General features: G+C 73.3%; 23 protein-coding genes. 8 read left to right on the forward strand and 15 right to left on the reverse strand.

Annotated elements, in window-relative coordinates; genetic code table 11:
* The first annotated feature begins 14 nt into the window (after positions 1–14).
* Complete coding sequence (locus ACH4T9_RS10350; protein ID WP_396670799.1) at positions 15–989, forward strand: helix-turn-helix domain-containing protein; 975 nt, start codon at positions 15–17, stop codon at positions 987–989.
* A 78-nt stretch (positions 990–1,067) separates the two neighbouring features.
* On the forward strand, positions 1,068–1,916 hold the full coding sequence (locus tag ACH4T9_RS10355) for a carbohydrate-binding protein (protein ID WP_396670800.1): 849 nt from the start codon (positions 1,068–1,070) through the stop codon (positions 1,914–1,916).
* Between the two features lie 88 nt (positions 1,917–2,004).
* Here the strand turns inward: ACH4T9_RS10355 and ACH4T9_RS10360 are convergent, their stop codons facing one another.
* The 12 genes from ACH4T9_RS10360 to ACH4T9_RS10415 all read right to left on the reverse strand — a co-directional run bounded on the left by ACH4T9_RS10360 (position 2,005) and on the right by ACH4T9_RS10415 (position 13,651).
* On the reverse strand, positions 2,005–3,321 hold the full coding sequence (locus ACH4T9_RS10360; protein WP_396670801.1) for a helix-turn-helix domain-containing protein: 1,317 nt from the start codon (positions 3,319–3,321) through the stop codon (positions 2,005–2,007).
* A gap of 70 nt (positions 3,322–3,391) precedes the next feature.
* The gene (locus ACH4T9_RS10365) at positions 3,392–4,717 is read right to left on the reverse strand and encodes a helix-turn-helix domain-containing protein (protein WP_396670802.1); all 1,326 of its coding nucleotides are present in this window, start codon (positions 4,715–4,717) and stop codon (positions 3,392–3,394) included.
* A gap of 58 nt (positions 4,718–4,775) precedes the next feature.
* The gene (locus ACH4T9_RS10370) at positions 4,776–5,435 is read right to left on the reverse strand and encodes an acVLRF1 family peptidyl-tRNA hydrolase (RefSeq protein WP_396670803.1); all 660 of its coding nucleotides are present in this window, start codon (positions 5,433–5,435) and stop codon (positions 4,776–4,778) included.
* An 84-nt stretch (positions 5,436–5,519) separates the two neighbouring features.
* Complete coding sequence (locus ACH4T9_RS10375; RefSeq protein WP_396670804.1) at positions 5,520–6,146, reverse strand: LysE family transporter; 627 nt, start codon at positions 6,144–6,146, stop codon at positions 5,520–5,522.
* A 607-nt stretch (positions 6,147–6,753) separates the two neighbouring features.
* Complete coding sequence (locus tag ACH4T9_RS10380; RefSeq protein WP_396670805.1) at positions 6,754–7,224, reverse strand: metal-sulfur cluster assembly factor; 471 nt, start codon at positions 7,222–7,224, stop codon at positions 6,754–6,756.
* 76 nt (positions 7,225–7,300) lie between these two features.
* The gene (gene sufU / locus ACH4T9_RS10385; RefSeq protein WP_396670806.1) at positions 7,301–7,774 is read right to left on the reverse strand and encodes a Fe-S cluster assembly sulfur transfer protein SufU; all 474 of its coding nucleotides are present in this window, start codon (positions 7,772–7,774) and stop codon (positions 7,301–7,303) included.
* Positions 7,774–9,078, reverse strand: a complete 1,305-nt coding sequence (locus ACH4T9_RS10390) for a cysteine desulfurase (protein ID WP_396670807.1) — start codon at positions 9,076–9,078, stop codon at positions 7,774–7,776. Before ACH4T9_RS10390 ends, sufU begins: the two co-directional genes overlap by 1 nt.
* Positions 9,079–9,098: 20 nt before the next feature.
* Positions 9,099–9,872, reverse strand: coding sequence for a Fe-S cluster assembly ATPase SufC (gene sufC / locus ACH4T9_RS10395; protein WP_387023907.1), 774 nt, complete (start codon positions 9,870–9,872; stop codon positions 9,099–9,101).
* Positions 9,872–10,216 (reverse strand): non-heme iron oxygenase ferredoxin subunit, encoded by a 345-nt coding sequence (locus ACH4T9_RS10400; RefSeq protein WP_387023905.1) that lies wholly within the window; start codon positions 10,214–10,216, stop codon positions 9,872–9,874. Before ACH4T9_RS10400 ends, sufC begins: the two co-directional genes overlap by 1 nt.
* A complete protein-coding gene (gene sufD, locus ACH4T9_RS10405; protein ID WP_396670808.1) occupies positions 10,216–11,358 on the reverse strand; it encodes a Fe-S cluster assembly protein SufD in 1,143 nt (380 codons plus the stop codon). The genes ACH4T9_RS10400 and sufD overlap by 1 nt, the downstream gene beginning before the upstream one ends.
* 95 nt (positions 11,359–11,453) lie before the next feature.
* A complete protein-coding gene (gene sufB / locus ACH4T9_RS10410) occupies positions 11,454–12,884 on the reverse strand; it encodes a Fe-S cluster assembly protein SufB (protein ID WP_387023901.1) in 1,431 nt (476 codons plus the stop codon).
* The gene (locus ACH4T9_RS10415; protein ID WP_396670809.1) at positions 12,881–13,651 is read right to left on the reverse strand and encodes a helix-turn-helix transcriptional regulator; all 771 of its coding nucleotides are present in this window, start codon (positions 13,649–13,651) and stop codon (positions 12,881–12,883) included. Before ACH4T9_RS10415 ends, sufB begins: the two co-directional genes overlap by 4 nt.
* A 96-nt stretch (positions 13,652–13,747) precedes the next feature.
* On the opposite strand from ACH4T9_RS10415, the gene ACH4T9_RS10420 reads away from it, so the two are divergent.
* Entirely contained in the window at positions 13,748–14,758 is a 1,011-nt protein-coding gene (locus ACH4T9_RS10420) for a heme A synthase (protein WP_396670810.1), read from the forward strand.
* A 77-nt stretch (positions 14,759–14,835) separates the two neighbouring features.
* Here ACH4T9_RS10420 and ACH4T9_RS10425 read toward each other — a convergent pair whose 3' ends face one another.
* From ACH4T9_RS10425 to ACH4T9_RS10435, 3 genes are all read right to left on the reverse strand, one after another.
* Complete coding sequence (locus tag ACH4T9_RS10425; protein ID WP_396670811.1) at positions 14,836–15,762, reverse strand: RimK family alpha-L-glutamate ligase; 927 nt, start codon at positions 15,760–15,762, stop codon at positions 14,836–14,838.
* A 7-nt stretch (positions 15,763–15,769) separates the two neighbouring features.
* Positions 15,770–16,105, reverse strand: coding sequence for a hypothetical protein (locus tag ACH4T9_RS10430; protein WP_387023893.1), 336 nt, complete (start codon positions 16,103–16,105; stop codon positions 15,770–15,772).
* Positions 16,106–16,468: 363 nt separating this feature from the next.
* Positions 16,469–17,428, reverse strand: a complete 960-nt coding sequence (locus tag ACH4T9_RS10435) for a heme o synthase (RefSeq protein ID WP_396670812.1) — start codon at positions 17,426–17,428, stop codon at positions 16,469–16,471.
* Positions 17,429–17,679: 251 nt separating this feature from the next.
* On the opposite strand from ACH4T9_RS10435, the gene tkt reads away from it, so the two are divergent.
* Genes tkt through ACH4T9_RS10460 form a run of 5 tightly spaced genes read left to right on the forward strand, consistent with a single transcriptional unit; the run spans position 17,680 to position 25,307 of the window.
* Complete coding sequence (gene tkt, locus ACH4T9_RS10440) at positions 17,680–19,818, forward strand: transketolase (RefSeq protein ID WP_396670813.1); 2,139 nt, start codon at positions 17,680–17,682, stop codon at positions 19,816–19,818.
* Between the two features lie 16 nt (positions 19,819–19,834).
* Complete coding sequence (tal, locus tag ACH4T9_RS10445) at positions 19,835–21,013, forward strand: transaldolase (RefSeq protein ID WP_396670814.1); 1,179 nt, start codon at positions 19,835–19,837, stop codon at positions 21,011–21,013.
* 46 nt (positions 21,014–21,059) lie between these two features.
* Positions 21,060–22,706, forward strand: coding sequence for a glucose-6-phosphate isomerase (locus tag ACH4T9_RS10450; RefSeq protein WP_396670815.1), 1,647 nt, complete (start codon positions 21,060–21,062; stop codon positions 22,704–22,706).
* A 2-nt stretch (positions 22,707–22,708) separates the two neighbouring features.
* Complete coding sequence (zwf, locus tag ACH4T9_RS10455) at positions 22,709–24,259, forward strand: glucose-6-phosphate dehydrogenase (protein ID WP_396670816.1); 1,551 nt, start codon at positions 22,709–22,711, stop codon at positions 24,257–24,259.
* A 31-nt stretch (positions 24,260–24,290) separates the two neighbouring features.
* Positions 24,291–25,307, forward strand: coding sequence for a glucose-6-phosphate dehydrogenase assembly protein OpcA (locus ACH4T9_RS10460; protein ID WP_396670817.1), 1,017 nt, complete (start codon positions 24,291–24,293; stop codon positions 25,305–25,307).
* The last annotated feature ends 67 nt before the right edge of the window (positions 25,308–25,374 follow it).

Raw genomic sequence — 25,374 nt, forward strand, 5'->3', positions numbered from 1 at the left:
GCCTGGAGTGGCCGTTGTCCACCTCGCCCCGCCCCGCCCCGGCCCTGCCCGCCCCGGCCCGCCGCCGGACAGCCACCGGCCCACCGCCGGCGCTGCCCCGGCACGAGCTGGACGTCCCCGCGTCCGACGAACTCCCGCTCGCCGTCGGCTCCTTCGCCGAGCTCGGGCCGCTGTCCCGCGCCGACTTCCCGCACCGGCACACCTTCTACGAGCTGGTGTACGTGACCCACGGGCACGCCACCCACGTCGTCGACCTCGTCGCGTACGCCGTCCGGCCGCCCCAGCTCTTCCTTGTCACCCCCGGCCAGGTGCACCACTGGCGCGACGCGGACGACCTGCGGGGGGACGTCGTGCTGTGCACCCCCGAGTTCCTGCTGGCCGACCCGGGCGACCGGGACGCGCTGCACCGCTCGGGCCACCGCTCGTGGCACCCGCGTGACGCCGCACACGCGGTCCGGATCCGGTCGGTGCTGGAACGGATGGCCGGGGAGCGACGCCGGGCCGAGCCGGGCTGCCGCAGCGTGCTACGGGCGTACCTGCACATCCTCGTCGTCGAGGTGGGCCGCTCGACGCCGGCCGGACCTGCGGTTCATCCGTGCGGCGACGGCCCGGCGCACGCGGGCCGGGCCGCGACGGTGGCCCGCCGCTTCGACGAACTGCTCGCCGAGCCGGCCCTGCTCGGCGCACCGACCCACGCCTACGCGCGCCGCCTCGGTGTCTCGGTGCGGCACCTCAACGAGGCGGTCCCCCGGGCCACCGGCGCCACCCCGGCCCAGCTCATCCGCCGGGCCCGGGTGCTGGAGGCGAAGCGGCTGCTGGTCCAGACCGACCTCACCGTGGCACGGATCGCCGCCCGGCTGGGCTTCGCCGACGCCGCCTACTTCTGCCGGTTCTTCCGCCGCGAGGTCGGCGACACCCCCGGCGGCTTCCGTCTGCACGGTGGAAAACACCACGACCCGGGCATCGATCACATCGACGCGGACGGATAGGTCTCCCTAGGGTCGGTGGCAGCGGCCGGCCCGACCGGGTCGGCTCGGAAGGTCACCACCGAGCGACAAGGAGCTGCCATGACCGGCGCATCCACCGGCGCGGACGAGCCCCGCGACACCACCGGTGTCACCCGCAAGACCGTGCTGAGGGCCGTGGCCCTCACCCTGCCCGCCCCGCTGCTCCTCGGCGGCGCGGCGCGGGCGCTGGCGACGGGCGGCAGCCCCGCCGGGCCGGCGCTGACGCCCACCCCGATGTGCGACGACGGCGACGACCCGACGCCGGCGCAGATGGAGGGCCCCTACTTCAAGCCCAACTCGCCGCGCCGCACCTCCCTGATCGAGGCCGGCACGGTCGGCACCCGGCTGACCGTCAGCGGTTACGTCTTCGGCCTGGGCTGCCAGGCGATCCCCAACGTGCTGCTCGACTTCTGGCAGGCCGACACCAACGGCGGCTACGACAACGCCGGTTACCGGTTTCGCGGGCACCAGTTCACCGACGCGGCCGGCGCATACCGGCTGACCACGATCGTGCCGGGCCTCTACCCCGGCCGGACCCGGCACATCCACGTCAAGGTCCAGGCCCCGGGCCGGCCGGTGCTCACCACCCAGCTCTACTTCCCCGGCGAGCCCCGCAACAGCACCGACTCGCTGTTCGACCCGGCCCTGCTGATGACCGTGCGCGCGGTGGACGGCGGTCGGGAGGCCACCTTCGACTTCGTGCTCAACGTGCCGCAGAACCCCTCCCCCTCCCCCACCGCCAGCCCCACCGGCACCCCGCCGCCGTCGGGCACCTGGGCGGCGGGGACCACGTACCGGGCCGGCGACCGGGTGACGTTCGGCGGCGCCGGTTACCGCTGCCTCCAGGCGCACACCGCCCAGGCTGGCTGGGAACCGCCGAACACGCCGGCGCTCTGGGCCCGCGACTGAGCGGCCGACCAGGCTGCCGTGCCAGGGCGGTGGCCGGCGGGCGGCCCGCCACACCCGGCAGTGGGCGACCGAGGACGGCTGGCGGGCGTCAGGTGGCCGGGCGCACCGCCGAGGGCGGGCGCTCGCCGAGCCGCTCCACCGCGCGCAACCCCTCACGCATCAGGTCCAACGCCTCGGCGGGCCGGCCGGCGGAGGCGAGGTGATCGGCCAGCGCCAGCACGGTGCCCGCCAGCTCGCGCCGCCGGCCGGCGGCGCGGAACCCCTCGGCCGCCGCCCGCAGGTAGCGCTCCGCCCCGGGCCGGTCGCCGGCGTCCGCGCGGAGCAGTCCGCGCACCCGCGCCGCCCGGGCGGCGCCGGGACCCTCGCCGCCCCGGTCCAGCACCTCCCCCACCAGGGCGTCCGCCGTCGCCGGCCGTCCGAGCGCCCGGTACGCCTCGGCCAACTCGACCGCGGCGTCCCCGGCCAGCCCTGGCTGGCCGGCGGCGCGCAGCGCGTCGTACGCGGTGGTGAGATCCGCCAGCGCGCCCGGGACGTCCCCGGCGGCCCACCGGCCGCGCCCACGGGCCCGGTGGCACGACGCCAACTGCACGTCCAGCGTGGCCTGCCGGGCGGCCTGCCGGGCCTGTTCCACCGCCGTGGCAGCCTCCGCCGTGCGCCCCTCGGCCAGCAGGCTGCCCGCCACCGTCAGGTGCAGCCCGGCCACCCGGGCCGGCTCGGCCAGCACCGTCAGGGCCAGGGCCTCCGCCGCAGTCTCCGCCGCAGCCGGCTCGTCGTCTAGCTGGAGATGGCAGACCGCGAGCTCCGCGTGCAGGGTCAGCAGCGCAGCGGGATCCGGATAACCGTCCCGCACCAGCCCGTCCCGGGCCGACGCCAGCAGGTACGTCGCGTACCGGAGGTCGCCACCGCGGCCCACCAGCACCGCGCGGACGGCGGTCGCCTCGGCGCGGACGTGCGGTGCCGCCTCCGCCAGCAACTCCTCGGCCCGTTCGAGCTGCGCCGCCGCCTCGCCGGCGTCCCCCCGCCGCAGGGCGAGGCCGGCGAGGCCGAGCCGGGCCCGGGCGACCAGGACCGGGGCGTCCAGCGACGCGGCAGCCGAGATCACCTCCCGGTAGCCCGTGCCCGCCCCGGCGGGATCGGCCGGCCCGGCGCAGTCGGCCTCGACCAGCCGCAGGTGCAGGCCCACCACCTCGGCCGGGGAGCGGCCGGTGGTCAGGTCGACCGGGGTGACTCCGAGCCGCTCGGCGAAGTGGGCGACGGCGTCTGCCGAGGGGGTGCGCCGGCCGCCCTCCACCGCGGAGACGTAGGCCGCGGTGTAGCGCGGCTCGGCCAGGGCTCGCTGGGTGAGCCCTCGCGCGGCGCGCAGCTGCTGGAGGCGGGCACCCACCTGGTCCCGTCGCTGCGTCACCGACGCCGCCCCGCCGCGCGCCGGTCACCCGCGTCAGCCGTCCCACCGCACCCCACCGCGCGCCGGGCGTTCACGTCAGTCGCTCCGCCGCGCGCAGGCCCCGGCGCAGCACCTCGGCCGCCCCCGGGCGGTCCCCCTCGGCGAGCAGCGACTCGCCGAGGTGTCGGCAGGCGACGACGACCTCCCCCATCAGCCCGGCCTGCTCGTACCGGTCGGCCGCCCGGGACAGCAACCGGCGGGCATCCTCGCCGGCGCCCCGGCCCGCGCGCACCAGGCCGAGCACGAGGTCGGCCTCCGCCATCAGCTCCCGGTGCCGATACTCGGCCGCCGTCCGGGCGGCCTCCCCCGCCAGTTCCTCCGCCTCGTCCAACGCGCCCTCCCGGCGGCGAGACTCGGCCAGCTCCAGGGTCGCCCCCGCGTGGTCGAGCACGGCACCGACCGCGCCGAGCATCTCCCGGGCCCGGCGCAGCTCCGGACCGGCCTCGCCGGGCCGCCCGGCCCGGCGCAGCACGTACCCCCGGGCCCAGTGGCACAGCGCGATCTCCCGGGTGAGTCCCAGCTCGGCGTAGCGGCGGACCGCCTCGCGCAGGTAGCGGTCGGCCTCGTCCAGCTCGCCGTCGCGCCGGAGCTGGCCCGCGACGGCGTAGAACTGGGCCACCCACTCCCCCCGGGTGGCCCGGCTCAGCAGCGGCAGCGCGTCCCGTTCCAGCCGGCGGGCCCGGTGTCGCCAGCTCAGTTCCAGGAACGTGTACATCAACGCGTTGGTCAGCCGCAGCTCGGCGTCGGGGTCCACCGGCGTCGACGCCCGCAGCTCCCGCAGCCCCTCCTCGAGCGCGGCCACCGCGCGGGGGGCGTCCCCGTCGACGAGCAGGCAGTAGGACTGCCGGGCGAGCACCGCCGCGCGCAACGCGGGGCAGTCCGCCGGCGGCTGCGCCGCCAGCCGCGCGTAGCCCGCCGCGGCGGCCGGTGCCCTACCCCGGTGCAGGTCCGCCTCCGCCGCGTAGTACCGCGCCCAGCCGCCCACCTCAGGCAGGTGGTAGTCGTCGGCCCGGCGACCGATGTCGGCGAGCGCGCGGTCTGCGGCGTCGAGATCGCCGGCCGACAGTGCCCGCCGGGCCGCCGCCAGCTCCCCGCCCAGTCGGGCCGCCGCGTCGGCCGGCCGCCCGTAGCGCAGGTCGTCGACCGGCAACCCGAGCCGGTCCGCGACGTGAGCCAGCGCCTCCGGGCTGGGGGTACGGGTGCCGGACTCGATCGCGCCGAGGAACGCCCGGGTGTACCGGGGCGCGGCGACCTGCTGCTGGGTCAGCCCTCGGGCGGTGCGCAGGCGGCGGATCCGGTCGCCGAGACGCTCCCCGCCCGGGCCGGCGCCACCGGAGACGCCGTCCGTCGCCTCCATCCCGACCCCCTTCGCGCGCTGCCGCCAGCCTAGTGGCCCGGGCACCCGCGTCGATCGGTCAGGGGGCGGCCGGCCCGGGATCCCGGACCAGGACCCGCACGGCGCGGGCCGCGTCCACCGCGGAGACCAGCACCGCGTGCCGGGGCTCCGGCACGTCGAGCAGCCGGTCGGCGCGCAGCGCGGCCAGCGGGGCCAGCCGCCGGTCCGCCAGCACGGTGTCCACCGCCCGCCGATCGCCCCCGCCGACCAGGGCGGTGAGCGTGGCGGCCTCGGGCAGCAGCAGGCGGACGGCCAGCTCGACCGCGTCGCCCAGCGCCGCCTTCGCCTGGTTGTCCCGGCGGCGGGCGAAGCGCTGCTGGGACCAGCCGCCCGCGGCGGTGCGCCCCTGCACGTACCGGGTGTCGACCTTGGACACCACGATGTCGCCCCCCTCGGCGATCCCGACCGCCACCGCGCCCTTACGGGCGAGAAGCAGCCCGATCCGGCGCGGCGCGACGACGGCGGCCACGAACCCGGCAACGTCGGGGGTCGGGGGTACGCCCGGCGGGGCGTGCAGCTCTGCGGTCGCCCCGTCCGGGGCGGCGAGCAGCAGGCCGTACTCCTGGAGGGTGGTGGTCGGCGGGCCGTGCCGGTCGGCGAAGCCCTCGGCCCAGCGGGCGACACGGGCCGGGTCGACCTCGACCCACCGGCCGCCCCCTGCTGCGGGTCGACTGGTCACCGCCCGACCGTACGGCACCACCGGGCCGCGCCGGGAGCGGCATCCGGTTCCGGTCGCGGTGCCCGATCGGCCGAACGGCCCCGGTCAGCGCGCGAGCAGCATGACGACCGCGAGCGCCCCGATGATCGCGCTGGAGACCAGGGCGGTCACCAGCCTGCCCCGGGGCCCGGTCAGCGCCCGGCCGACCAGGGTTCCGCCGCCGGCGATCAGCAACTGCCAGCTCGCCGAGGCGAGGAACGCTCCGGCCACGAAGAGGGCGGCGGATGGGCGGTCCGGGCCGACCGCCTCGCCGTGTCCGAGCACGAGCGCCACGAAGTAGACCACCGTCGCCGGGTTGAGCAGGGTCAGCGTCAGCACCCCGGCGAAGGCCCGCCCGGGGGTGCCGAGGCCCCGTCCGCCGCCCGCACCGGCGGACGGGGGGCGCGGGCGCAGCGCCCGCCACGCGGTGTGCCCGGCGAGGGCGAACAGCACGGCTGCCGCCACCAGCCGCAGCGGCCCGGCGATCGGGGTCACCAGATCGGCGACCGCCACCCCACCGAGCACGGCGACGGCGGCGTAGAGACCGTCTGCGGTCGCCACACCGAACGCGGCGGCGGCACCGACCCGGAACGACGTCCGCGCGCTGAGCCCCAGGATCAGCACGGCGATCGCGCCGACGGGCACGGCGACGCCGTAGCCGGCCACCAGGCCGGCGAGGAACGCCGCCGTCATGACGAAGTGCGGCGGGTCGAGACGCCACCGGGCGAGGTCCGCTGTCGGGGCGCGGTGTCGGCCGCGCGGACAGGGACCTGCTTCGAGTACGCCTCGATCATGGACTCATCATCGGCCCTGACCCCTTCGGCTCGCCAGCGATTTCCTGGCTACCGCGCCTCTGGCGGCACCACCCGTGCGCATGGTCACGCTGCGTCGGCCCGCTGCCTCGGGGCACCGACATGGACTCGCCCCCTTTGCTCTGCTGCCGTCAGCGCAACACCGGCACTGAGCAGCCGCTTCACGTCGCAGGCCAGCACGGACGGACGGCAGGGATCGTCACGCTCCGCGAGCGTTGCATGGGGGGCAGCAGAGCAAAGGTGGCGTAGCACGTGTCGCCCGCAGGGCGGCGACCGTGGGGGCGCGAGGGTGACGCGATCTGCGCCCCGACATGTCAGGAGCCGGCGGGTCAGGCGGCCAGGCGGGCGGCAGACCGGGCGGGCGGGCTGAGAGTGGGTGGGGCCGCCGGGGCGCGACGCGGAGCAGGCGGGCCGGACGAAGAAAACGCCGCGAGCGTCCCCCCTGGGCGGGGACACGCTCGCGGCGCGATACGTGGTGCGGGCCGACTTCAGACGTTGAAGCCGAGGGAACGGAGCTGGTCGCGTCCCTCGTCGGTGATCTTGTCAGGCCCCCACGGGGGCAGCCAGACCCAGTTGATCCGGATGTCGTCGACCAGTCCCCCGCCGGGGCCGGTGGTCAGCGCCTGCCGGGTCTGGTCCTCGATCACGTCGGTCAGCGGGCAGGCTGCCGACGTCAGCGTCATGTCCAGGGTGGCGACGTTGTCGTCGTCGACGTGGACGCCGTACAGCAGGCCGAGGTCGACCACGTTGATGCCCAGCTCCGGGTCGACGACGTCCTTCATCGCCTCCTCGACGTCAGCGACAGCGGCCTTGCCGCCGGCCGCCGCACCGTTGGCCGCCGCACCGTTGGCCGCCGCACCGTTGGCCGCCGACGTGGTCGTGCCCTCGGTGGCCGGAGCCGCACCGTCGGTCGCCACGGCGCCGGCGCCCGGCGTAGTGGCAGTTTCCTCGCTGCTCATGCCGTCCCCTCGTTTCGCTCGGCACCGGCATGAGCTGTGCCGGCACTGTGCCGATGATTCGCTCGCTGACGCCCGCTCATGCTTTCACCTCCGGGCTCGCGCCCACCCCGGCGCGTGCCGCGGCGTCCTTGAACGCCATCCACGGCAGCAGCGCGCACTTGACCCGGGCGGGGTAGCGCGCGACACCCGCGAACGCCACCCCGTCACCGAGCACGTCCTCGTCCGGCGTGACCTGGCCACGGCCGGACATCAACTCGACGAACGCCTCATGCACCGTGAACGCCTCACCCGCGCCCCGACCCCGCAGCAGCTCGTGCAGCACGCTCGCCGACGCCTGGCTGATCGAGCAGCCCATGCCGTCGTACGAGATGTCGTGCAGCACGTCGCCGTCGGTGGCGACCCGGACGGTCACCTCGTCGCCGCAGGTCGGGTTGACGTGGTGCGCCTCGGCGACCTGGTCGGCCGGGTCCTCGGCGTCACGCAGGCCACGGCCGTGCGGGTGCTTGTAGTGGTCCAGGATGATCTCCTGGTAGAGCTGGTCGAGCTGCATCAGTCGAACACCTTCCGCACCTGCTCCAGACCGCCCACCAGGGCGTCGATCTCCTCGGTGGTGGTGTACAGGTAGAACGAGGCCCGCGTCATGGCCGGCACGCCGAACCGGGTGCACAGCGGCTTGGCGCAGTGGTGACCGACGCGCACCTGCACGCCGAGCGAGTCGAGCACCTGGCCCACGTCGTGCGGGTGGATGTCACCGAGCGCGAACGAGATCGTCCCACCCCGGCCAACCGGCACGGTCGGCCCGAAGATCCGCAGGTCGGGCACGGTGGCGAGGGCGTCCAACGCGTACGCCGTCAGCTCCTTCTCGTGCCACTGGATCGCCCGCATGCCGATCCCGGTGAGGTAGTCCACCGCCGCGCCGAGCGCCACGGCCTCGGCGATCGGCGGGGTGCCCGCCTCGAACCGGGCCGGCGGGGCGGCGAACGTCGACCGGGCCATGGTGACCGTCTCGATCATCGAGCCGCCGCCGAACACCGGGGGCATCGCCGCGAGCAGCTCGCCCCGGCCCCAGAGCACGCCGATGCCGGTGGGGCCGCACATCTTGTGCCCGGTGAAGACGATGAAGTCGGCGTCGAGGTCGACCACGTCGATCGGCTGGTGCGGCACCGACTGCGAGCAGTCGAGCAGCAGCAGCGCCCCCACCTCGCGGACCCGCGCGGTGATCCGGGCGGTGGCGTTGACGGTGCCGAGGATGTTCGACATGTGCACCAGCGAGACGATCTTCGTCCGCTCGGTGACCAGTTCGTCCAGCCCCGACTCGTCCAGCCGACCCTGGTCGGTGACCGGGAACCAGCGCAGGGTCGCGCCGGTGCGCTCGGCCAGCAACTGCCACGGGACGATGTTCGAGTGGTGCTCCATCTCGGAGATCACGATCTCGTCGCCGGGGCCGAGCCGGAAGCGTGGGTCGGCGTCGGGCCGCAGCGAGGCGTTGGAGAACGCGTACGCCACGATGTTGATCGCCTCGGTGGTGTTCTTGGTGAACACCACCTCGTCCACGCTCGGCGCGTTGACGAACGCGGCGATCTTCGCCCGCGCGCCGTCGTACGCCTCCGTCGCCTCGGTGCCCAGCGTGTGCACCGAGCGGGACACGTTGGCGTTGTGCAGCGCGTAGTGCTCGGCGAGCGCGTCGAGCACCTGGCGCGGCTTGTGCGAGGTGTTCGCGCTGTCGAGGTAGACCAGCGGGTGTCCGTTGACCTCCCGGTCGAGAATCGGGAAGTCCGCACGCACCGCCGCCACGTCGAAGCGCGGCACGTCGTCGAACTGCGGCATCCCCTCGGGGATCGTGATGGTGGTCATCTGCGTGACCGGCCCCTTCCTCAGGCCCGCGCCGAGCCGGCCCCGGCGGCGTACCGCTCGTAGCCCTCGGCCTCGAGCTTGTCGGCCAGCTCCGGGCCGCCCTGCTCGACGATCCGGCCGGCGACGAAGACGTGCACGAAGTCCGGCTTGATGTAGCGCAGGATGCGCGTGTAGTGGGTGATCAGCAGCAGGCCGGTGTCGCCGGTGTCGCGGACCCGGTTGACGCCCTCGCTGACCACGCGCAGCGCGTCGACGTCGAGGCCGGAGTCGGTCTCGTCGAGGATCGCGATCTTCGGCTTGAGCAACTCCAGCTGCACGATCTCGTGCCGCTTCTTCTCGCCGCCGGAGAAGCCCTCGTTGACGTTGCGCTGGGCGAATGCCGGGTCCATCTGGAGGCGCTCCATCGCCCCGCGCAGCTCGCCGCCCCAGGTGCGCAGCTTCGGCGCCGTGCCGTCGATCGCGGTCTTGGCGGTACGCAGGAAGTTGGCCACCGAGACGCCGGGCACCTCGACCGGGTACTGCATGGCGAGGAAGAGCCCGGCGCGGGCCCGCTCGTCGACGGACATGGCGAGCACGTCCTCGCCGTCCAAGGTCACCGAGCCGCTGGTGATCTCGTACTTCGGGTGACCGGCGATGGAGTACGCCAGGGTGGACTTGCCGGAGCCGTTCGGGCCCATGATGGCGTGGGTCTCGCCCGACCTCACGGTCAGGTCGACGCCGGCCAGGATCGGCTTGAGCTCACCCTCGGGCAGCTTGACCGACACCTTCAGGTCGCGGATCTCCAGGGTGCTCATTATCGGGTCACTCCATTGCTCGGCATCGGGCGGCCGTCGGCGCCCACGGGAAGGTAGATGTCGCCGTCGCGGATCTCGACGGCGTAGACGGGAATGGGTTCGGTGGCTGGCAGCCCGGTCGGCTCACCGGTACGCAGGTCGAAACGGGAGCCGTGCAGCCAGCATTCCAGGGTGCAGCCCTCGACCTCGCCCTCGGAGAGGGCGACCGCGGCGTGCGAGCACTCGTCGTGCACGGCGTAGAACCGGTCGTCCTCGCCGTGTACGAGGGCGACCTGCGTGCCGTCGACGTCGGCGCTGATCACCGTGCCCTTCGGCACGTCCTCGGTGGCGCAGATCCGGATCATCAGGCGCCCGTCCTGGCCAGCCGGGCCTCGATCGCGTCACCGAGCCGCTCGCGCAACTCCTCGACCGGGATCTTGTTGATCATCTCGGCGAAGAAGCCGCGGACCACCAGGCGGCGGGCCTCGCCCTCCGGGATGCCCCGGGCCATCAGGTAGAACAGCTGCTCGTCATCGAAACGGCCGGTCGCGCTGGCGTGCCCGGCGCCGGCGATCTCGCCGGTCTCGATCTCCAGGTTCGGCACGGAGTCCGCCCGGGCACCGTCGCTGAGCAGCAGGTTCCGGTTGATCTCGTACGTGTCGGTGCCGGTCGCCTCGGCCCGGATCAGCACGTCGCCCACCCAGACCGTGTGCGCGTCCGCGCCCTGCAACGCGCCCCGGTAGCCGACGTAGCTGCGGCAGTCGGGCACGTTGTGGTCGACGAGCTGGCGGTGCTCCAGGTGCTGGCCGCCGTCGGCGAAGTAGACGCCGTACAGCTCGGCCTCGCCGCCCCGCCCGGTGTACTCCACCGAGGTGTACTGCCGGACCAGGTCGCCGCCGAGGCTGACCTGGATGTGCACCACCTTGGCGTCCCGGCCGAGCTTCACCCGCAGGTGCTGGGCCTGCACCGCGTCGGCGGCCCAGTCGGCCACGGTGACCAGGGTCAGCTTCGCCCCGTCGGCCACCGACACCTCGACGTTGTCGGCGAGGGTCGCCGAGCCGACGTGCTCCAGCACCAGGGTCACCTCGGCGAACCGGCCCACGTCGACGAAGGTGTGCCCGAACGCCAGGTGCTCGGCGCCGTCGCCGACCACCCGCAGCGCCACCGGCTCGCCGACCACCGCGTCGCGGGCGACCTCCACCAGCAGCGCCTCGCCGGCACCGCCGTACGCCAGCGCGCTGACCCGGTCGACCGGGGTGAGCACGCTGCCCACCCGTGGGTCGTCCTTGCCGATCCGGGAGACGGCGACGCCGGAGGGCAGGTCGCCGTACTCGTGCCGGACCGCGCCGGTCGAGGCCTGGGCCTCGCCGACCAGCCCGCGCAGCCGCTTGAGCGGGGTGAAGCGCCACTCCTCCTCCAGGCCGGTGAGGGCCGGGAAGTCGGCGACGTCGTACGAGCGGAGCGCCTGCGACTTGGTGCTGGGCGGCGCGGAAGCCTGGATAGTCATCTCTTCCTTGGTCTGTTCTTCGACGACGGTGTCATCAACCGGAGGGCGGGTTGGGCTGGACGCGACGCGACGCAACGGGTCGGGGCCGCGCCGGGTCAGCCGACCGCGCCCTCCATCTGCAGCTCGATCAGGCGGTTCAGCTCAAGGGCGTACTCCATCGGGAGCTCCTTGGCGACCGGCTCGATGAAGCCGCGCACGATCATCGCCATCGCCTCGTCCTCGCTCAGGCCCCGGCTCATCAGGTAGAAGAGCTGGTCGTCGCTGATCTTGGAGACGGTCGCCTCGTGCCCCATCGACACGTCGTCCTCGCGGATGTCGACGTACGGGTAGGTGTCCGAGCGGGAGATGGTGTCAACCAGCAGCGCGTCGCACTTGACCGTGCTGCGGCTGTGGTGCGAGCCCTCCAGCACCTGCACCAGACCCCGGTACGAGGTACGGCCGCCGCCCCGGGCGATCGACTTGGAGATGATCGTGGAGGAGGTGTGCGGCGCGGCGTGCACCATCTTGGCGCCGGCGTCCTGGTGCTGGCCCTCGCCGGCCATGGCCACCGAGAGCACCTCGCCCTTGGCGTGCTCGCCGGTCATGTAGACCGCCGGGTACTTCATGGTGACCTTGGAGCCGATGTTGCCGTCGACCCACTCCATGGTCGCGCCCTCGTGACACACGGCCCGCTTGGTGACCAGGTTGTAGACGTTGTTCGACCAGTTCTGGATGGTCGTGTAACGGCACCGGGCGTTCTTCTTGACGATGATCTCCACGACCGCGCTGTGCAGCGAGTCGGACGAGTACAGCGGCGCGGTGCAGCCCTCGACGTAGTGCACGTACGCGCCCTCGTCGACGATGATCAGCGTCCGCTCGAACTGGCCCATGTTCTCGGTGTTGATCCGGAAGTACGCCTGCAGCGGGATGTCCACGCGCACGCCCTTCGGCACGTAGATGAACGAGCCGCCGGACCACACGGAGGTGTTCAGCGCGGCGAACTTGTTGTCGCCGACCGGGATCACCGTGCCGAAGTACTCCTTGAAGACGTCCTCGTGCTCCTTGAGCGCGGTGTCGGTGTCCAGGAACAGGACGCCCTGCTCCTCAAGGTCCTCGCGGATCTTGTGGTAGACCACCTCGGACTCGTACTGCGCCGCGACGCCGGCGACCAGCCGCTGCTTCTCCGCCTCGGGGATGCCCAGCCGGTCGTAGGTGTTCTTGATGTCCTCGGGCAGGTCCTCCCAGCTGGTGGCCTGCTTCTCCGTGGACCGGACGAAGTACTTGATGTTGTCGAAGTCGATCCCGGTGAGATCGGCGCCCCAGGCCGGCATCGGCTTGCGGCCGAACAGCCGCAGACCCTTCAGGCGCAGGTCGAGCATCCAGGCCGGCTCGCTCTTCTTCGCCGAGATGTCCCGCACCACAGCCTCGTTGAGGCCGCGCTGGGCGGTGGCGCCGGCGACGTCGGAGTCGGACCAGCCGTACTCGTAGCGACCGAGGGCAGCGAGCTGCTCCTCCTGGGTCAGGGGCTGGACGATCTGCTCGGTCATCTATCTGTCCTCACAGTGGTGACGGTTCTACCGGACTGGGCACGCCCCGGCTGGGCGGGGATGTGCGTGGTGCACACCCCGTCGCCGTGCGCGATGGTGGCCAGACGCTGCACGTGGGTGCCGACCAGGCGGGAGATCACCGTGGTCTCGGCCTCGCACAGCTGGGGGAACTCGGCGGCCACGTGCGCCACCGGGCAGTGGTGCTGACAGAGTTGGCCGCCGGAGGCGATCGTGGACGCGCTGGCGGCGTAGCCCTCGGCGGTCAGCGCTCCGGCGAGCGCCTCGGCCCGCGCGAGGGGGTCGTCGCCGGCGTCCTCCATGGCGGCCCGACAGCGGTCCTCCAGGGCGGCGACCTGGTCGGCCGCGAACGCCTCCACCGCTTTGGAACCGCTGTTGCGGGCGATCCAGCGGAGCGCGGCGGTGGCGATGTTGTCGTAGTGGTGGGTGCCGCAGCGGCCCCGGGCCGCGTCCGTCAGCACGAACACCTTCGCCGGGCGGCCCCGCCCCCGGCTGCCCCGGACGGTCTGCTCGCGGGCGGTCACGTCGCCCTCGACGAGCATCGCGTCGAGGTGCCGGCGGATCGCCGCCGGGCTGAGCCCGAGCGCCGAGCCGAGCTGCGCGGCGGTGGTCGCCCCCCGCTCCAGCAGTAGCTGGGTCACCCGGTCCCGGGTGGAGAGGTCGGTCGCGGCGGAACCGGCGGACATGGGCGCACCGGTGACCGGACCGGTCACCGGCTGTCGCCCGGAAAGCGCCGCCGCGTTTTTCACAACGCCAACGTTACGTAATTCGCCGGAGGCCCGCAAACCCGGGACGGTGATCCGAGCCACCGGCGCGGCGGAGTCACCCGATCGGGCTCCACTACGTTGCGTAGGATTTGCCCCGTGAAGCGATCCGTCCGGTTCCCGGCCTCCACCACCCTGCTGCGCCGCCTGGCGCTCGCCTCCATCATCGCGAACGTGGCCATCGTGGTCACCGGCGGGGCGGTCCGGTTGACCGCGTCCGGCCTCGGCTGCCCCACCTGGCCCAGGTGCACCGACGCGTCGTACACGACGACATCGGAGATGGGCGTGCACGGCGTCATCGAGTTCGGCAACCGGCTGCTGACCTTCGCCGTCGGCGCGATCGCGCTGGCGGTGGTGGTGGCCGTGCTGCTGCACGGCGCGCGGCGGCGGGCCCTGCTCCCGCTCGCGGTCGGGGTGCTGTTCGGCATCCCCGCGCAGGCGGTGATCGGCGGGATCACCGTGCTGACCAACCTCAACCCGTGGGTGGTCGGCCTGCACTTCCTGGCCTCGATGGCGGTGATCGCGGTGGCGTACGCGCTCTGGCGGCGCGTCGGCGAGCCGGACGGCCCGACGGCGCCCACGGTGCCGGGGCCGCTGCGGACGCTGGCGCTGGTCACCACCGTGGTGAGCGTCGCGGTGCTGGTGATCGGCACCTGGGTCACCGGCAGCGGCCCGCACGCCGGCGACCAGGGCGCGGCCCGCAACGGCCTCGACCCACAGTCGATCTCGCAGGTGCACGCCGACGGGGTGTTCCTGCTGATCGGGCTCTCGGTGGCGCTGGTCTTCGCGTTCCGCGCGGTCGGCGCCCGACGGGCCGAGCGGGCTGCCCTCGTGCTGGTCGCCGTGGAGCTGAGTCAGGGCCTGATCGGCTTCGTCCAGTACTTCACCCACCTGCCCGGTGTGCTGGTCGCAGCGCACATGCTCGGCTCCTGCCTGGTCCTGCTCGCCACCCTGGCGGTGCTCTGGTCGACCCGGGAACGCCACCCGACCGAGACCCCGGCGCCCCCCACCCCGCGCGAGGCCCGACCGCACGCGGCGCAAATTCACGGAATGAGTGGCCTCCGCGAGGGTGCGGGGCCACTCATTCCGTGAATTTGCGCGACCGGGGCGGCGCGCCCCCGCAGGCCCGCAGGGCGGGGCGGGGCAGGGCGGGGCGGGGCGGGTTGGGTTCAGCGGGGGTGGGACAGGTGGGTGAGGATCGCTTCGGCCAGGCGGTCGGGGGCGCCGTCGGCGTACCCGAGGAACAGGGACGGCTCGGTCAGTTCCAGCTCGACCAGCACGGGTGACCCGTCGGGGCCCGGGATGAGGTCGACCCGGGCGTAGAGCAGGCGCTCCGACCCGCCGGGGACCGCCGCCAGGGTCCGCTCGGCGACGGCGAGCTGGTCGGGGGTGGCCGTCCGGGAGCTGATGTCCTCGACCTTGTACAGCCCGTCGGGGCCCAGGTCGGGGCCGGTGAGCATCGGGCCCTTGCGGATCGCGTGACTGAACCGGAGCCCGTCCGGTCCGGCCAGGTACAGCAGCGCGGTCTCCCCGGCGGTGTCCACCGCCGTCAGGTACGGCTGGACCATGGTCACCCGGCCGGCCCGGGACAGCCGACGCACGTGGGCCGTGGCCAGCTCGCGGTGCCCGGGGTCGGCCAGGTCGTACCGGCCGGTGTCCTGGCTGCCGGCGCTGACCGCCGGCTTGACCACGTACTCGCCGTGGGTGGCCGGTGGTTCCCAGCTCTCCCCCGGCAGGACCCAGCCGGTCGGCACGGTGGGCACGCCGGCGGCCGACAGTTCGCCGAGGTAGCGCTTGTCGGTGTTCCAGCGCACCACGTCGGCCGGGTTGACCAGCCGGGGCACGGTGTCGGCCCAGGCCACGAACTCGTCGCGACGTAGCGCGTAGTCCCAGGGCGAGCGGATCACGACCAGGTCGTACGCGGCCCAGTCGACCGCCGGATCGTCCCAGACGGCGACGGTGACCGAAACGCCGCGCCCGGTCAACGGGGCGAACAGAAGCCGCTCGTCCGGGTCGAGGTCGGACAGCTCGGCGCACGTCACGAGGGCGACCCGGGGTTCCCCCCGGGTCGACTGGTGGTGGTGTTGTTCGGTCATCCGGGTGTCAACGGGCCATCGCGCGCCGGGCCATCGACCGCCAGAGGTCGTTGCTCGGACGCATCTGGTCCATCAGCTCGCGCTCCCAGGCGTTCTCGACGGTGACTCCCGCCCTGGCGCACGCCTCCCGCGCGACGCCGGTGTCCTCCGCGAACTGGTCGCCCCAGGCCCCGTCGGAGCCTACGAGGACGATGCGCGCGCCGCGCTTGCCGACGTACTCGATGACCGCCTTCGCCCCGCCGTGCCCGGCGGCGAAGGACTTGATGCCCGCGACCAGACCGTTGGGGGTCTGGTCGGCGACGGTCTGCTGAGCCGCCAGCGTCGTATCGGAACCTTCTGCCATGACGCGAAGCCTAAGCAGAGTTCCCTTCTGAGGTGCCAGAACCATGAACTATTTGTGATACCCATTACCCGACCGTTTAAGGAAGCCCACAGGCGCTTTGCGCGGATTTATCCGACTTAAACTCCTATAACTCAGCGACAAAGTCACCCGTTGTTACCTGAGTTGAGTGAACCCGACTCAGGGCGAAAATCATTCCGATAGGTCACCAAAGGTGGACAACTCATCAACGATGATGATTTGTCGGAGCGACCCGGAAGGCCGGCGTAACCCGGACCGCCGGAGCCGGACCGCCGGGCCCGGGCGGTGATACGGCGCGGGCCGGGACCCGAACGGCCCCGGCCCGCGCCCTCGCGGAGACCGCGTCTAGATCAGGGCGTCCACGGCGACGGCGGCGAACAGGATGGTCAGGTAGACGTACGACCAGTGGAACAGTCGCATCGGCCTGACCGCCCCGCCCCGGGCCACCTGGCGGCACAGCTTGTGCGCCTCGTACACGAAGACCCCGCCGGACACCAGCGCGGTGACGCCGTAGATGGCGCTCATCCCGAGCGGCCAGACGGCCAGCGAGGAGAGCAGGGTCAGCCAGGCGAAGCCGATGATCTCGGCGTTGACCCGGCGGGTCGAGGCGACGACCGGCAGCATCGGGATGCCGGCGCGGGCGTAGTCCGCCTTGTACTTCATGGCGAGCGGGTAGAAGTGCGGCATCTGCCAGAAGAAGACCACCGCGAACAACGCCCACGCCGCCGGGGCCAGCGAGCCGGTCACCGCGGCCCAGCCGATCAGCACCGGGGCCGCGCCGCACGCGCCACCCCAGAAGGTGTTCTGCGGCGTGGTCCGCTTCAGCCAGAGCGTGTAGACCAGGTCGTAGTAGGCGATCGCGGCCAGCGTCAGCCCGGCGGCCAGCCAGTTGGTGAACGCGGCCATCAGGGTCACCGAGATCACCGCCAGCACCAGCCCGAAGGTGAGCGCGCTGCGCGGCGAGACGATGTGCGTCGGCAGCGGGCGGCGCTTGGTGCGCCGCATGAGCTGGTCGATGTCCCGGTCGATGTAGCAGTTGAGCACGCTGGCCGCGCCGGCGGCGAGCGAGCCGCCCACCAGCACCACCGCCATCAGCCACAGCGACGGCAGGCCCCCCTGGGCCAGCATCATCGCCGGGACGGTCGTGACCAGCAGCAGCTCGACGATGCGGGGCTTGGTCAGCGAGACGTACGCCGAGACCACCGCCCGGACGTCCCGCCGGGACGCCGCCGGCGTCTCGGCCACCGTGCGCACCGGCGGCTGCCCGGCAGGGTTGCTGACGGGGCGCTCGGTGATCATGCTCACGGATAGCCACCTTCCGGCGTCGGCAGGGGGGTTGGGTCGGTCGGACCCGTCCGGGTCCACACACCGATCCACACACTACGCGTCGTCGTTTTGGCTGCCCGCGCGACCCGACAACGGTGCGGGTCGTCACACCCCGGTGGAAGTTCGGAACCGCACGGCCTGGCGTGCAGAGATCCCCGGGCGCAGGTTTAGGGCCGCTCGATAGGGTCATCAGTGAGGGTTCCGCCCAACTGCCGAGGAGCACAACCATCGTGGCTGCCAACCGACCCGAGCAACCCGCACTCAACTGGTCCGACCTCGACCGCCGGGCCGTCGACCTCGTCCGCGTGCTGGCCATGGACGCCGTGGAGAAGTCCGGCAACGGCCACCCCGGTACGGCGATGAGCCTCGCCCCCGCGGCGTACCTCCTGTTCAACCGGGTGATCCGGCACAACCCGACCGACCCGAACTGGGCGGGCCGGGACCGGTTCGTGCTCTCCGCCGGCCACTCCAGCCTGACCCTCTACATCCAGCTCTTCCTCTCCGGCTACCCGCTGGCCCTGGACGACCTCAAGGCGCTGCGGCAGTGGGGCTCGCTCACCCCGGGCCACCCGGAGCACGGGCACACCCCGGGCGTGGAGACCACCACCGGCCCGCTCGGCCAGGGCCTGGGCAACGCGGTCGGCATGGCGATGGCGGCCCGCCGCGAGCGCGGCCTGTTCGACCCGGAGTCCGAGGCGGGCGCGTCGGTCTTCGACCACGACATCTGGTGCATCGTCTCCGACGGTGACATCGAGGAGGGCATCAGCCACGAGGTCAGCGCGCTCGCCGGGCACCAGCAGCTCGGCAACCTCACGGTGATCTACGACGACAACGAGATCTCGATCGAGGACGACACCCGCATCGCCAAGAGCGAGGACGTCGCGGCCCGCTACGAGGCGTACGGCTGGCACGTGCAGACCGTCGACTGGCGCACCGGCGACGCCGACCAGGGCGACTACCACGAGGACGTCGAGGCGCTGCACCGGGCGCTGCTGGCGGCGAAGGCCGAGACCGGCCGCCCCTCGTTCGTCGCGCTGCGCACCATCATCGGCTGGCCCGCCCCGAACAAGCAGAACACCGGCAAGATCCACGGCTCGGCGCTGGGCGCCGACGAGGTGGCCGCCACCAAGCAGCTCCTCGGCTTCGACCCGGCCCAGAGCTTCGAGGTCGACGAGGAGGTCCTCGGCCACGCCCGCCGGGTGCTGGAGCGCGGCGCGCAGGCCCAGCAGGAGTGGGAGAAGGCGTACGAGGGCTGGGCGAAGGCCAACCCGGAGCGCAAGGCGCTGTGGGACCGGATGTCCCAGCGGGTGCTGCCGGAGGGCTGGACCGAGGCGCTGCCGACCTTCCCGGCCGACGCCAAGGGCGTCGCCACCCGGGCCGCGTCCGGCAAGGTGCTGGAGGCCCTCGCCCCGGTGCTGCCCGAGCTGTGGGGTGGCTCGGCCGACCTGGCGGAGAGCAACAACACCACGATGAAGGGCGAGCCGTCGTTCATCCCGGCGGCGCACGCGACCAAGGACTTCCCGGGCCACGAGTACGGCCGCACGCTGCACTTCGGCATCCGCGAGCACGCCATGGGCGCCATCCTCAACGGCATCTCCCTGCACGGCGGCACCCGCCCGTACGGCGGCACCTTCCTGGTGTTCAGCGACTACATGCGCCCGTCAGTGCGGCTCGCCGCGCTGATGAAGCTGCCGGTTGTCTACGTCTGGACGCACGACTCGATCGGCCTCGGCGAGGACGGCCCGACCCACCAGCCGGTGGAGCACCTGACCGCGCTCCGGGCGATCCCCGGCCTGGACGTGGTCCGGCCGGCCGACGCCAACGAGACCGCGTGGGCATGGCGGCAGGCGCTGGAGCACACCGACCGGCCGACCGCGCTGGCGCTGAGCCGGCAGGCCCTGCCGACCCTGGACCGTTCGACGCTGGGCGGCGCCGAGGGCGTCACCAAGGGCGGCTACGTGCTGGCCGAGGCGTCCAACGGCAAGCCGCAGGTGATCATCGTCGGGACCGGCTCCGAGGTACAGCTCTGCCTCACCGCCCGGGAGCGGCTGGAGGCCGACGGCACCCCGACCCGGGTGGTGTCGATGCCGTGCCAGGAGTGGTTCTACGCGCAGGACGAGGCGTACCGGGAGTCGGTCCTGCCGCGCGGGGTAAAGGCACGGGTGAGCGTGGAGGCGGGCATCGGCATGTCCTGGCGCGGGATCGTCGGTGACTCCGGCGAGAGCGTGAGCCTTGAGCACTACGGCGCGAGCGCCCCGCACTCCGTGCTCTTCGAGCAGTTCGGGTTCACCCCCGACCGGATCGTGGCCGCCGCGCACGCGGCGCTGACCCGGGTGGGCGACATCACCGGTTTCACGACCGGCAACTGAGGGGAGCGTGGACGGCATGACGGACAGGATTAGCAAGCTCACCGCCGCCGGGGTGGCGGTCTGGCTCGACGATCTCTCCCGCGTGCGGCTCAGCTCCGGCGGGCTGGACCAGCTCCGCCGGGAGAAGCACGTGGTCGGGGTGACCACCAACCCGACGATCTTCGCGAAGGCGCTCGCCGACGCCGACGAGTACGACTGGCAGCTGCGCGACCTCGCCACCCGTGGGGTGGAGGTGGAGGAGTCGGTGCGCATGCTCACCACGTACGACGTGCGGTGGGCGTGCGACGTGATGCGACCGTCGTACGACGCCAGCCACGGCGTCGACGGCCGGGTCTCCATCGAGGTGGACCCGCGGCTGGCCCACGAGACCGACAAGACGGTCGCCGAGGCCAAGGCGCTGTGGTGGCTGGTCGACCGGCCGAACCTGTTCATCAAGATCCCGGCCACCGAGGCGGGCCTGCCGGCGATCACCGCGACCCTGGCCGAGGGGATCAGCGTCAACGTCACGCTGATCTTCGGCCTGGACCGGTACTCGCAGGTGATGGAGGCGTTCCTCGCCGGCCTGGAGCAGGCGCGGGCCAACGGCCACGACCTGTCCAAGATCGGCTCGGTGGCGTCGTTCTTCGTCTCCCGCGTCGACTCCGAGGTCGACAAGCGGCTGGAGAAGATCGGCTCCGACGAGGCCAAGGCGCTGCGCGGCAAGGCCGCCGTCGCCAACGCCCAGCTCGCGTACGAGCGCTACGGCGAGGTCTTCTCCTCCGACCGGTGGCAGTCCCTGGCCGACGCGGGCGCCCACCCGCAGCGCCCGCTGTGGGCGTCCACCTCGACGAAGAACCCGGACTACCGGGACGTCATCTACGTCGAGGAGCTGATCGCCCCCGGCACGGTCAACACGATGCCGGAGTCGGTCATCCACGCGTACGCCGACCACGGTGAGACCCCCGGCGACACCATCACCGGCGCGTACGACGCGGCCCGCAAGGTCTTCACCGACCTGGCGGCCGTCGGCGTCGACATGTCCGACGTCATCGCCGTCCTGGAGCGGGAGGGCGTGGAGAAGTTCGAGGCGAGCTGGCTGGAGCTGCTCGACGGGGTGCGCAAGTCGCTCGCCGCGGCGGGCCAGGGCACCGGGCGGCCCGGCCAGGCCGCGCAGGGCAACGCGCAGGCCGCCCAGCAGGCGGGGGGCAACGCGTGACCGACGCTCACGTGGCCGCCCCGGGGCACCACCCCGGGACGGTCGCGTGAGCGACCTGCTCGCCGGCCCGGCGGACGCGTCCGCCGGGCTGGTCGTGCACGGCGCGGATGCGGTCGACCGGTCCGCGCCCGCGTCGACCCGGGACGCCCTGGTGACCCGGGGCGTCCCGGCGAGACTGGCCGCGAAGGACCCCACGCTGTGGGGGCCGGAGGTCGAGGCCGAGGCGAGGGCCCGGCTCGGCTGGCTGGACACCCACCGGCGCAGCTGGGAGCTGATCCCCCAGCTCGCCGAGCTGACCGCCGAACTGGCGGACCTGGACCACGTGGTGCTCGCCGGGATGGGCGGCTCGTCGCTGGCCCCCGAGGTGATCACCCGCACCCTGGGTCGGCCGCTGACCGTGCTGGACACCACCGATCCGGGCCAGGTCCGGGCGGCGCTGGCCGACCGGCTGGAACGCACCGTGGTGGTGCTGGCCAGCAAGTCCGGCAGCACGGTGGAGACCGACAGCCACCGGCGGGCCTACCTCCAGGCGTTCCTCGACGCCGGGCTGACCGAGGCGGAGGCCGGCCGGCACTTCGTGGTGGTCACCGACCCGGGCTCCCCGCTGGAGTCCGTCGCCGCCGAGCTGGGCGCGGTCACCGTGCTCGCCGACCCGCAGGTGGGCGGCCGGTACTCGGCACTGACCGCGTTCGGGCTGGTGCCGGCGGCGTTGGCCGGGGTCGAGGTGACGGAGCTGCTCGAACAGGCCGAGGCGCTGTCGCAGTCGCTGGCCCGGGACACCGACAACCCGGGCCTGGCGCTGGGCGCTGCGCTCGGCGCGGCGGCCACCGGGGGCCGGGACAAGATCGCCCTGATCGGCGACGGCACCGGGATCGACGGGCTCGGCGACTGGATCGAGCAGTTGCTCGCCGAGTCCACCGGCAAGGCCGGCCTCGGCATCCTGCCGGTCGTGCTGGAGTCCCCTGACGCCCCCGGCGGCGCCGGCCCGGACGTGCTCACCGTCAGCTACGGCGGGGCGCTGCCCCCCGGGGCCGTCCCCGGCGGCGGGTGCGCGCCGGACGTCGCGGTCAACGGTCCGCTCGGCGCCCAGTTCCTGGCCTGGGAGTACGCCACGGCGGTGGCCGGCGCGGTGCTCGGGGTGAACCCGTTCGACCAGCCGAACGTCGCCGAGAGCAAGGAGAACACCGCACGCGTCCTGGCCTCGGCCGCGCCGGCGGAGCCGCCGTCGTCCACCGCGGGCGCGATCGAGGTGTACGCCCCGGCGGGCAGCCCCGGCGACCTGGCCGGCGCGCTGCGTCACCTGCTCGACGGCGTCGGCGACGGCTACCTCGCCGTGCTGGCGTACCTGGACCGGCTCGCCGACGCCGACGCGGCCCGGCTGCGTCCGCTGCTCGCCGAGGCGTCCGGCCGGCCGGTCACCTTCGGCTGGGGGCCGCGCTTCCTGCATTCCACCGGCCAGTACCACAGGGGTGGTCCTCAGGTGGGCCGTTACCTCCAGGTGACCGGTACCGTCGACAATGATCTGCACGTGCCCGGGAAGCCGTATTCCTTCGGGGAACTTCAGGCTGCCCAGGCTGCGGGCGACCGGCAGGCCCTGGCCGGCCGGGGGCGTCCGGTGCTGCGGCTGCACCTGACCGACCGGTCGGCGGGAGTGGCCCAGCTGCTCGACGCGGTCCGGCAACTACGAACCTGACGATGGACGATGTGACACCAGCGGAGCGAGGAGGCGGCGTGAACCCGCTGCGCGACGCGCAGGACCGGCGGCTGCCGCGGATCCCGGAGCCCTGCGCTCTGGTGATCTTCGGGGTGACCGGTGACCTGGCGCGGAAGAAGCTGCTACCGGCGGTCTACGACCTGGCGAACCGGGGGCTGCTGCCACCCGGTTTCGTGGTCCTGGGCTTCGCCCGGCGCGACTGGGGCGACGGCGACTTCGAGTCGCTGGCCCACGAGGCGGCCAAGAAGCACGCCCGGACGCCCTGGCGGGAGGAGGTCTGGGCCCGGCTGGCCGGCAACATCAAGTTCGTCGGCGGCTCGTTCGACGACGACAACGCCTTCGACCAGCTCAACCGGACACTGGACGAGCTGCGCGGCACCCACGGCATCCACGGCAACGCGGCCTTCTACTTCTCCATCCCCCCGGCGGCGTTCCCCGTGGTGCTCAAGCAGCTCGCCCGCACCGGAATGGCCGACAACGACAAGTGCGGCGGCTGGCGCCGGGTGGTGGTGGAGAAGCCGTTCGGGCACGACCTGCCCTCGGCGAAGGAGCTCAACGACCTCGTCGACGACGTGTTCACCCGGCAGGACGTCTTCCGGATCGACCATTACCTGGGCAAGGAGACCGTCCAGAACATCCTGGCCCTGCGGTTCGCCAACAGCCTGTTCGAGCCGCTGTGGAACTCCAAGTACGTCGACTCGGTGCAGATCACGATGGCCGAGGACGTCGGCATCGGCAGCCGGGCCGGCTTCTACGACTCGGTCGGCACCGCCCGGGACGTCTTCCAGAACCACCTGCTCCAGCTCCTGGCGCTGGTGGCGATGGAGGAGCCGACCAGCTTCGACGCCGACGAGATCCGGGCCGAGAAGCTGAAGGTGCTCAAGGCGATCACCCTGCCGAAGGACGTCTCCCGGGGCACCGTACGCGGGCAGTACCTGCCGGGCTGGGTCGCCGGGCAGCGGGCGGTCGGCTACCTGGACGAGGAGGGCGTCCCGGCGGACTCCACCACGGAGACGTACGTGGCCGTGGAGCTGGGCATCCAGAACCGCCGCTGGGCGGGGGTGCCGTTCTACATCCGGGCCGGCAAGCGGCTGCCCCGGCGGGTGACCGAGGTCGCCATCATGTTCAAGAAGGCCCCGCACCTGCCGTTCAACGCGGCCGACATGGAGATGCTCGGCAACAACCAGCTCGTCATCCGGGTGCAGCCGGACGAGGGCGTGGTGCTGAAGTTCGGCTCCAAGGTGCCGGGCACCACGATGGAGGTCCGCGACATCGCGATGGACTTCCAGTACGGCGAGGCGTTCACCGAGTCCAGCCCCGAGGCGTACGAGCGGCTGGTGCTGGACGTGCTGATCGGCGACCGTACCCTCTTCCCCGACGCCGCCGAGGTCGAGCAGAGCTGGGCGGTGGTGGACCCCCTGGAGCACGCCTGGGAGGGCACGAAGCCGGAGCCGTACCGGGCCGGCGAGTGGGGCCCCCGGGCCTCCGACGAGATGCTGGCCCGCGAGGGCCGGGCGTGGCGGAGAGCGTGAGCGGGCACAGCGAGCGAACCAGGAGGTTCCATTGATCGGGCTCTGGGACACCACCGGCAACGAGGTGGTCAAGGCGCTCGCCGCGGAGCGGCGCAGCGCGGGCGGGGTGGCCAGCGGCATGGCGCTCACCCTGATCGTGGTGGTCGACGAGAAGCGGGTCCGCGAGGCGGAGGCGGCAGCGACCATCGCCGCCGCCGCCCACCCGTGCCGGCTGCTCGTGGTGGTCCGCACGGACGTCGAGCGGGAGCGCAACCGGCTGGACGCGGAGATCGTCGTCGGCGGCCGGCTCGGCCCGTGCGAGGCGGTGGTCACCCGGATGTACGGCCGGCTGGCGCTGCACGCCGAGTCGGTGGTGATGCCGCTGCTGGTGCCGGACGTTCCGGTGGTGACGTGGTGGCACGGCGAGCCGGCGGCGGAGATCGCGACGGACTTCCTCGGCGTGGTCGCCGACCGGCGGATCACCGACACGGCGCAGGCCGCCGACCCGATCGAGGCGCTACGCCAGCGGGCCCGGGACTACGCCCCGGGGGACACCGACCTGGCGTGGACCCGGATCACCCCGTGGCGCACCCTGGTGGCCGGCGCGTTCGACACCACGGAGGCCCGGGTAACCGAGGCCCGGGTGGTGGCCCCGCCGACCGACCCGACGGCCGCGCTGATGTGCGGCTGGCTGGGCAGCCGGCTCGGGATCACCCCGCGCTGGGAGCCCAGCGACGCGGCCCCCCGGATGCGGGAGGTGCAGCTGAGCTGCGCCAACGGCGAAGTGCTCACCCTGACCCGGGAGGAAAGCCTGGCCACCTTCCGGCGCACCGGGCAGGACGACCGGCAGTTGCCGCTGATGCGCCGGCCGCTCGGTGACGAGTTGGCCGAGGAGCTGCGTCGGCTGGACGCCGACCAGGTCTACGCCGAGGCGTTGGGTGCCATGGCCGGTGTCTCCGGGCTGGACGAGCGGCCCGCCCAGCGGGTGCACGTCTGGAAGGACCCGGCGACCGCGAAGCGGGCCGAGGCGGGGGTCACCGCCCACACCGGCACCAGCGCGAGGCCCTGACGACGGCGCCGGCGGGCCGGGTCCGGCCCGCCGGCCCGGTCCGCGGGCACGCGCGACGGAGGGCCGC

Origin of the sequence: Micromonospora sp. NPDC020750 (assembly GCF_044334565.1) — a bacterium.
In the GTDB taxonomy this organism is placed as follows: domain Bacteria; phylum Actinomycetota; class Actinomycetes; order Mycobacteriales; family Micromonosporaceae; genus Micromonospora.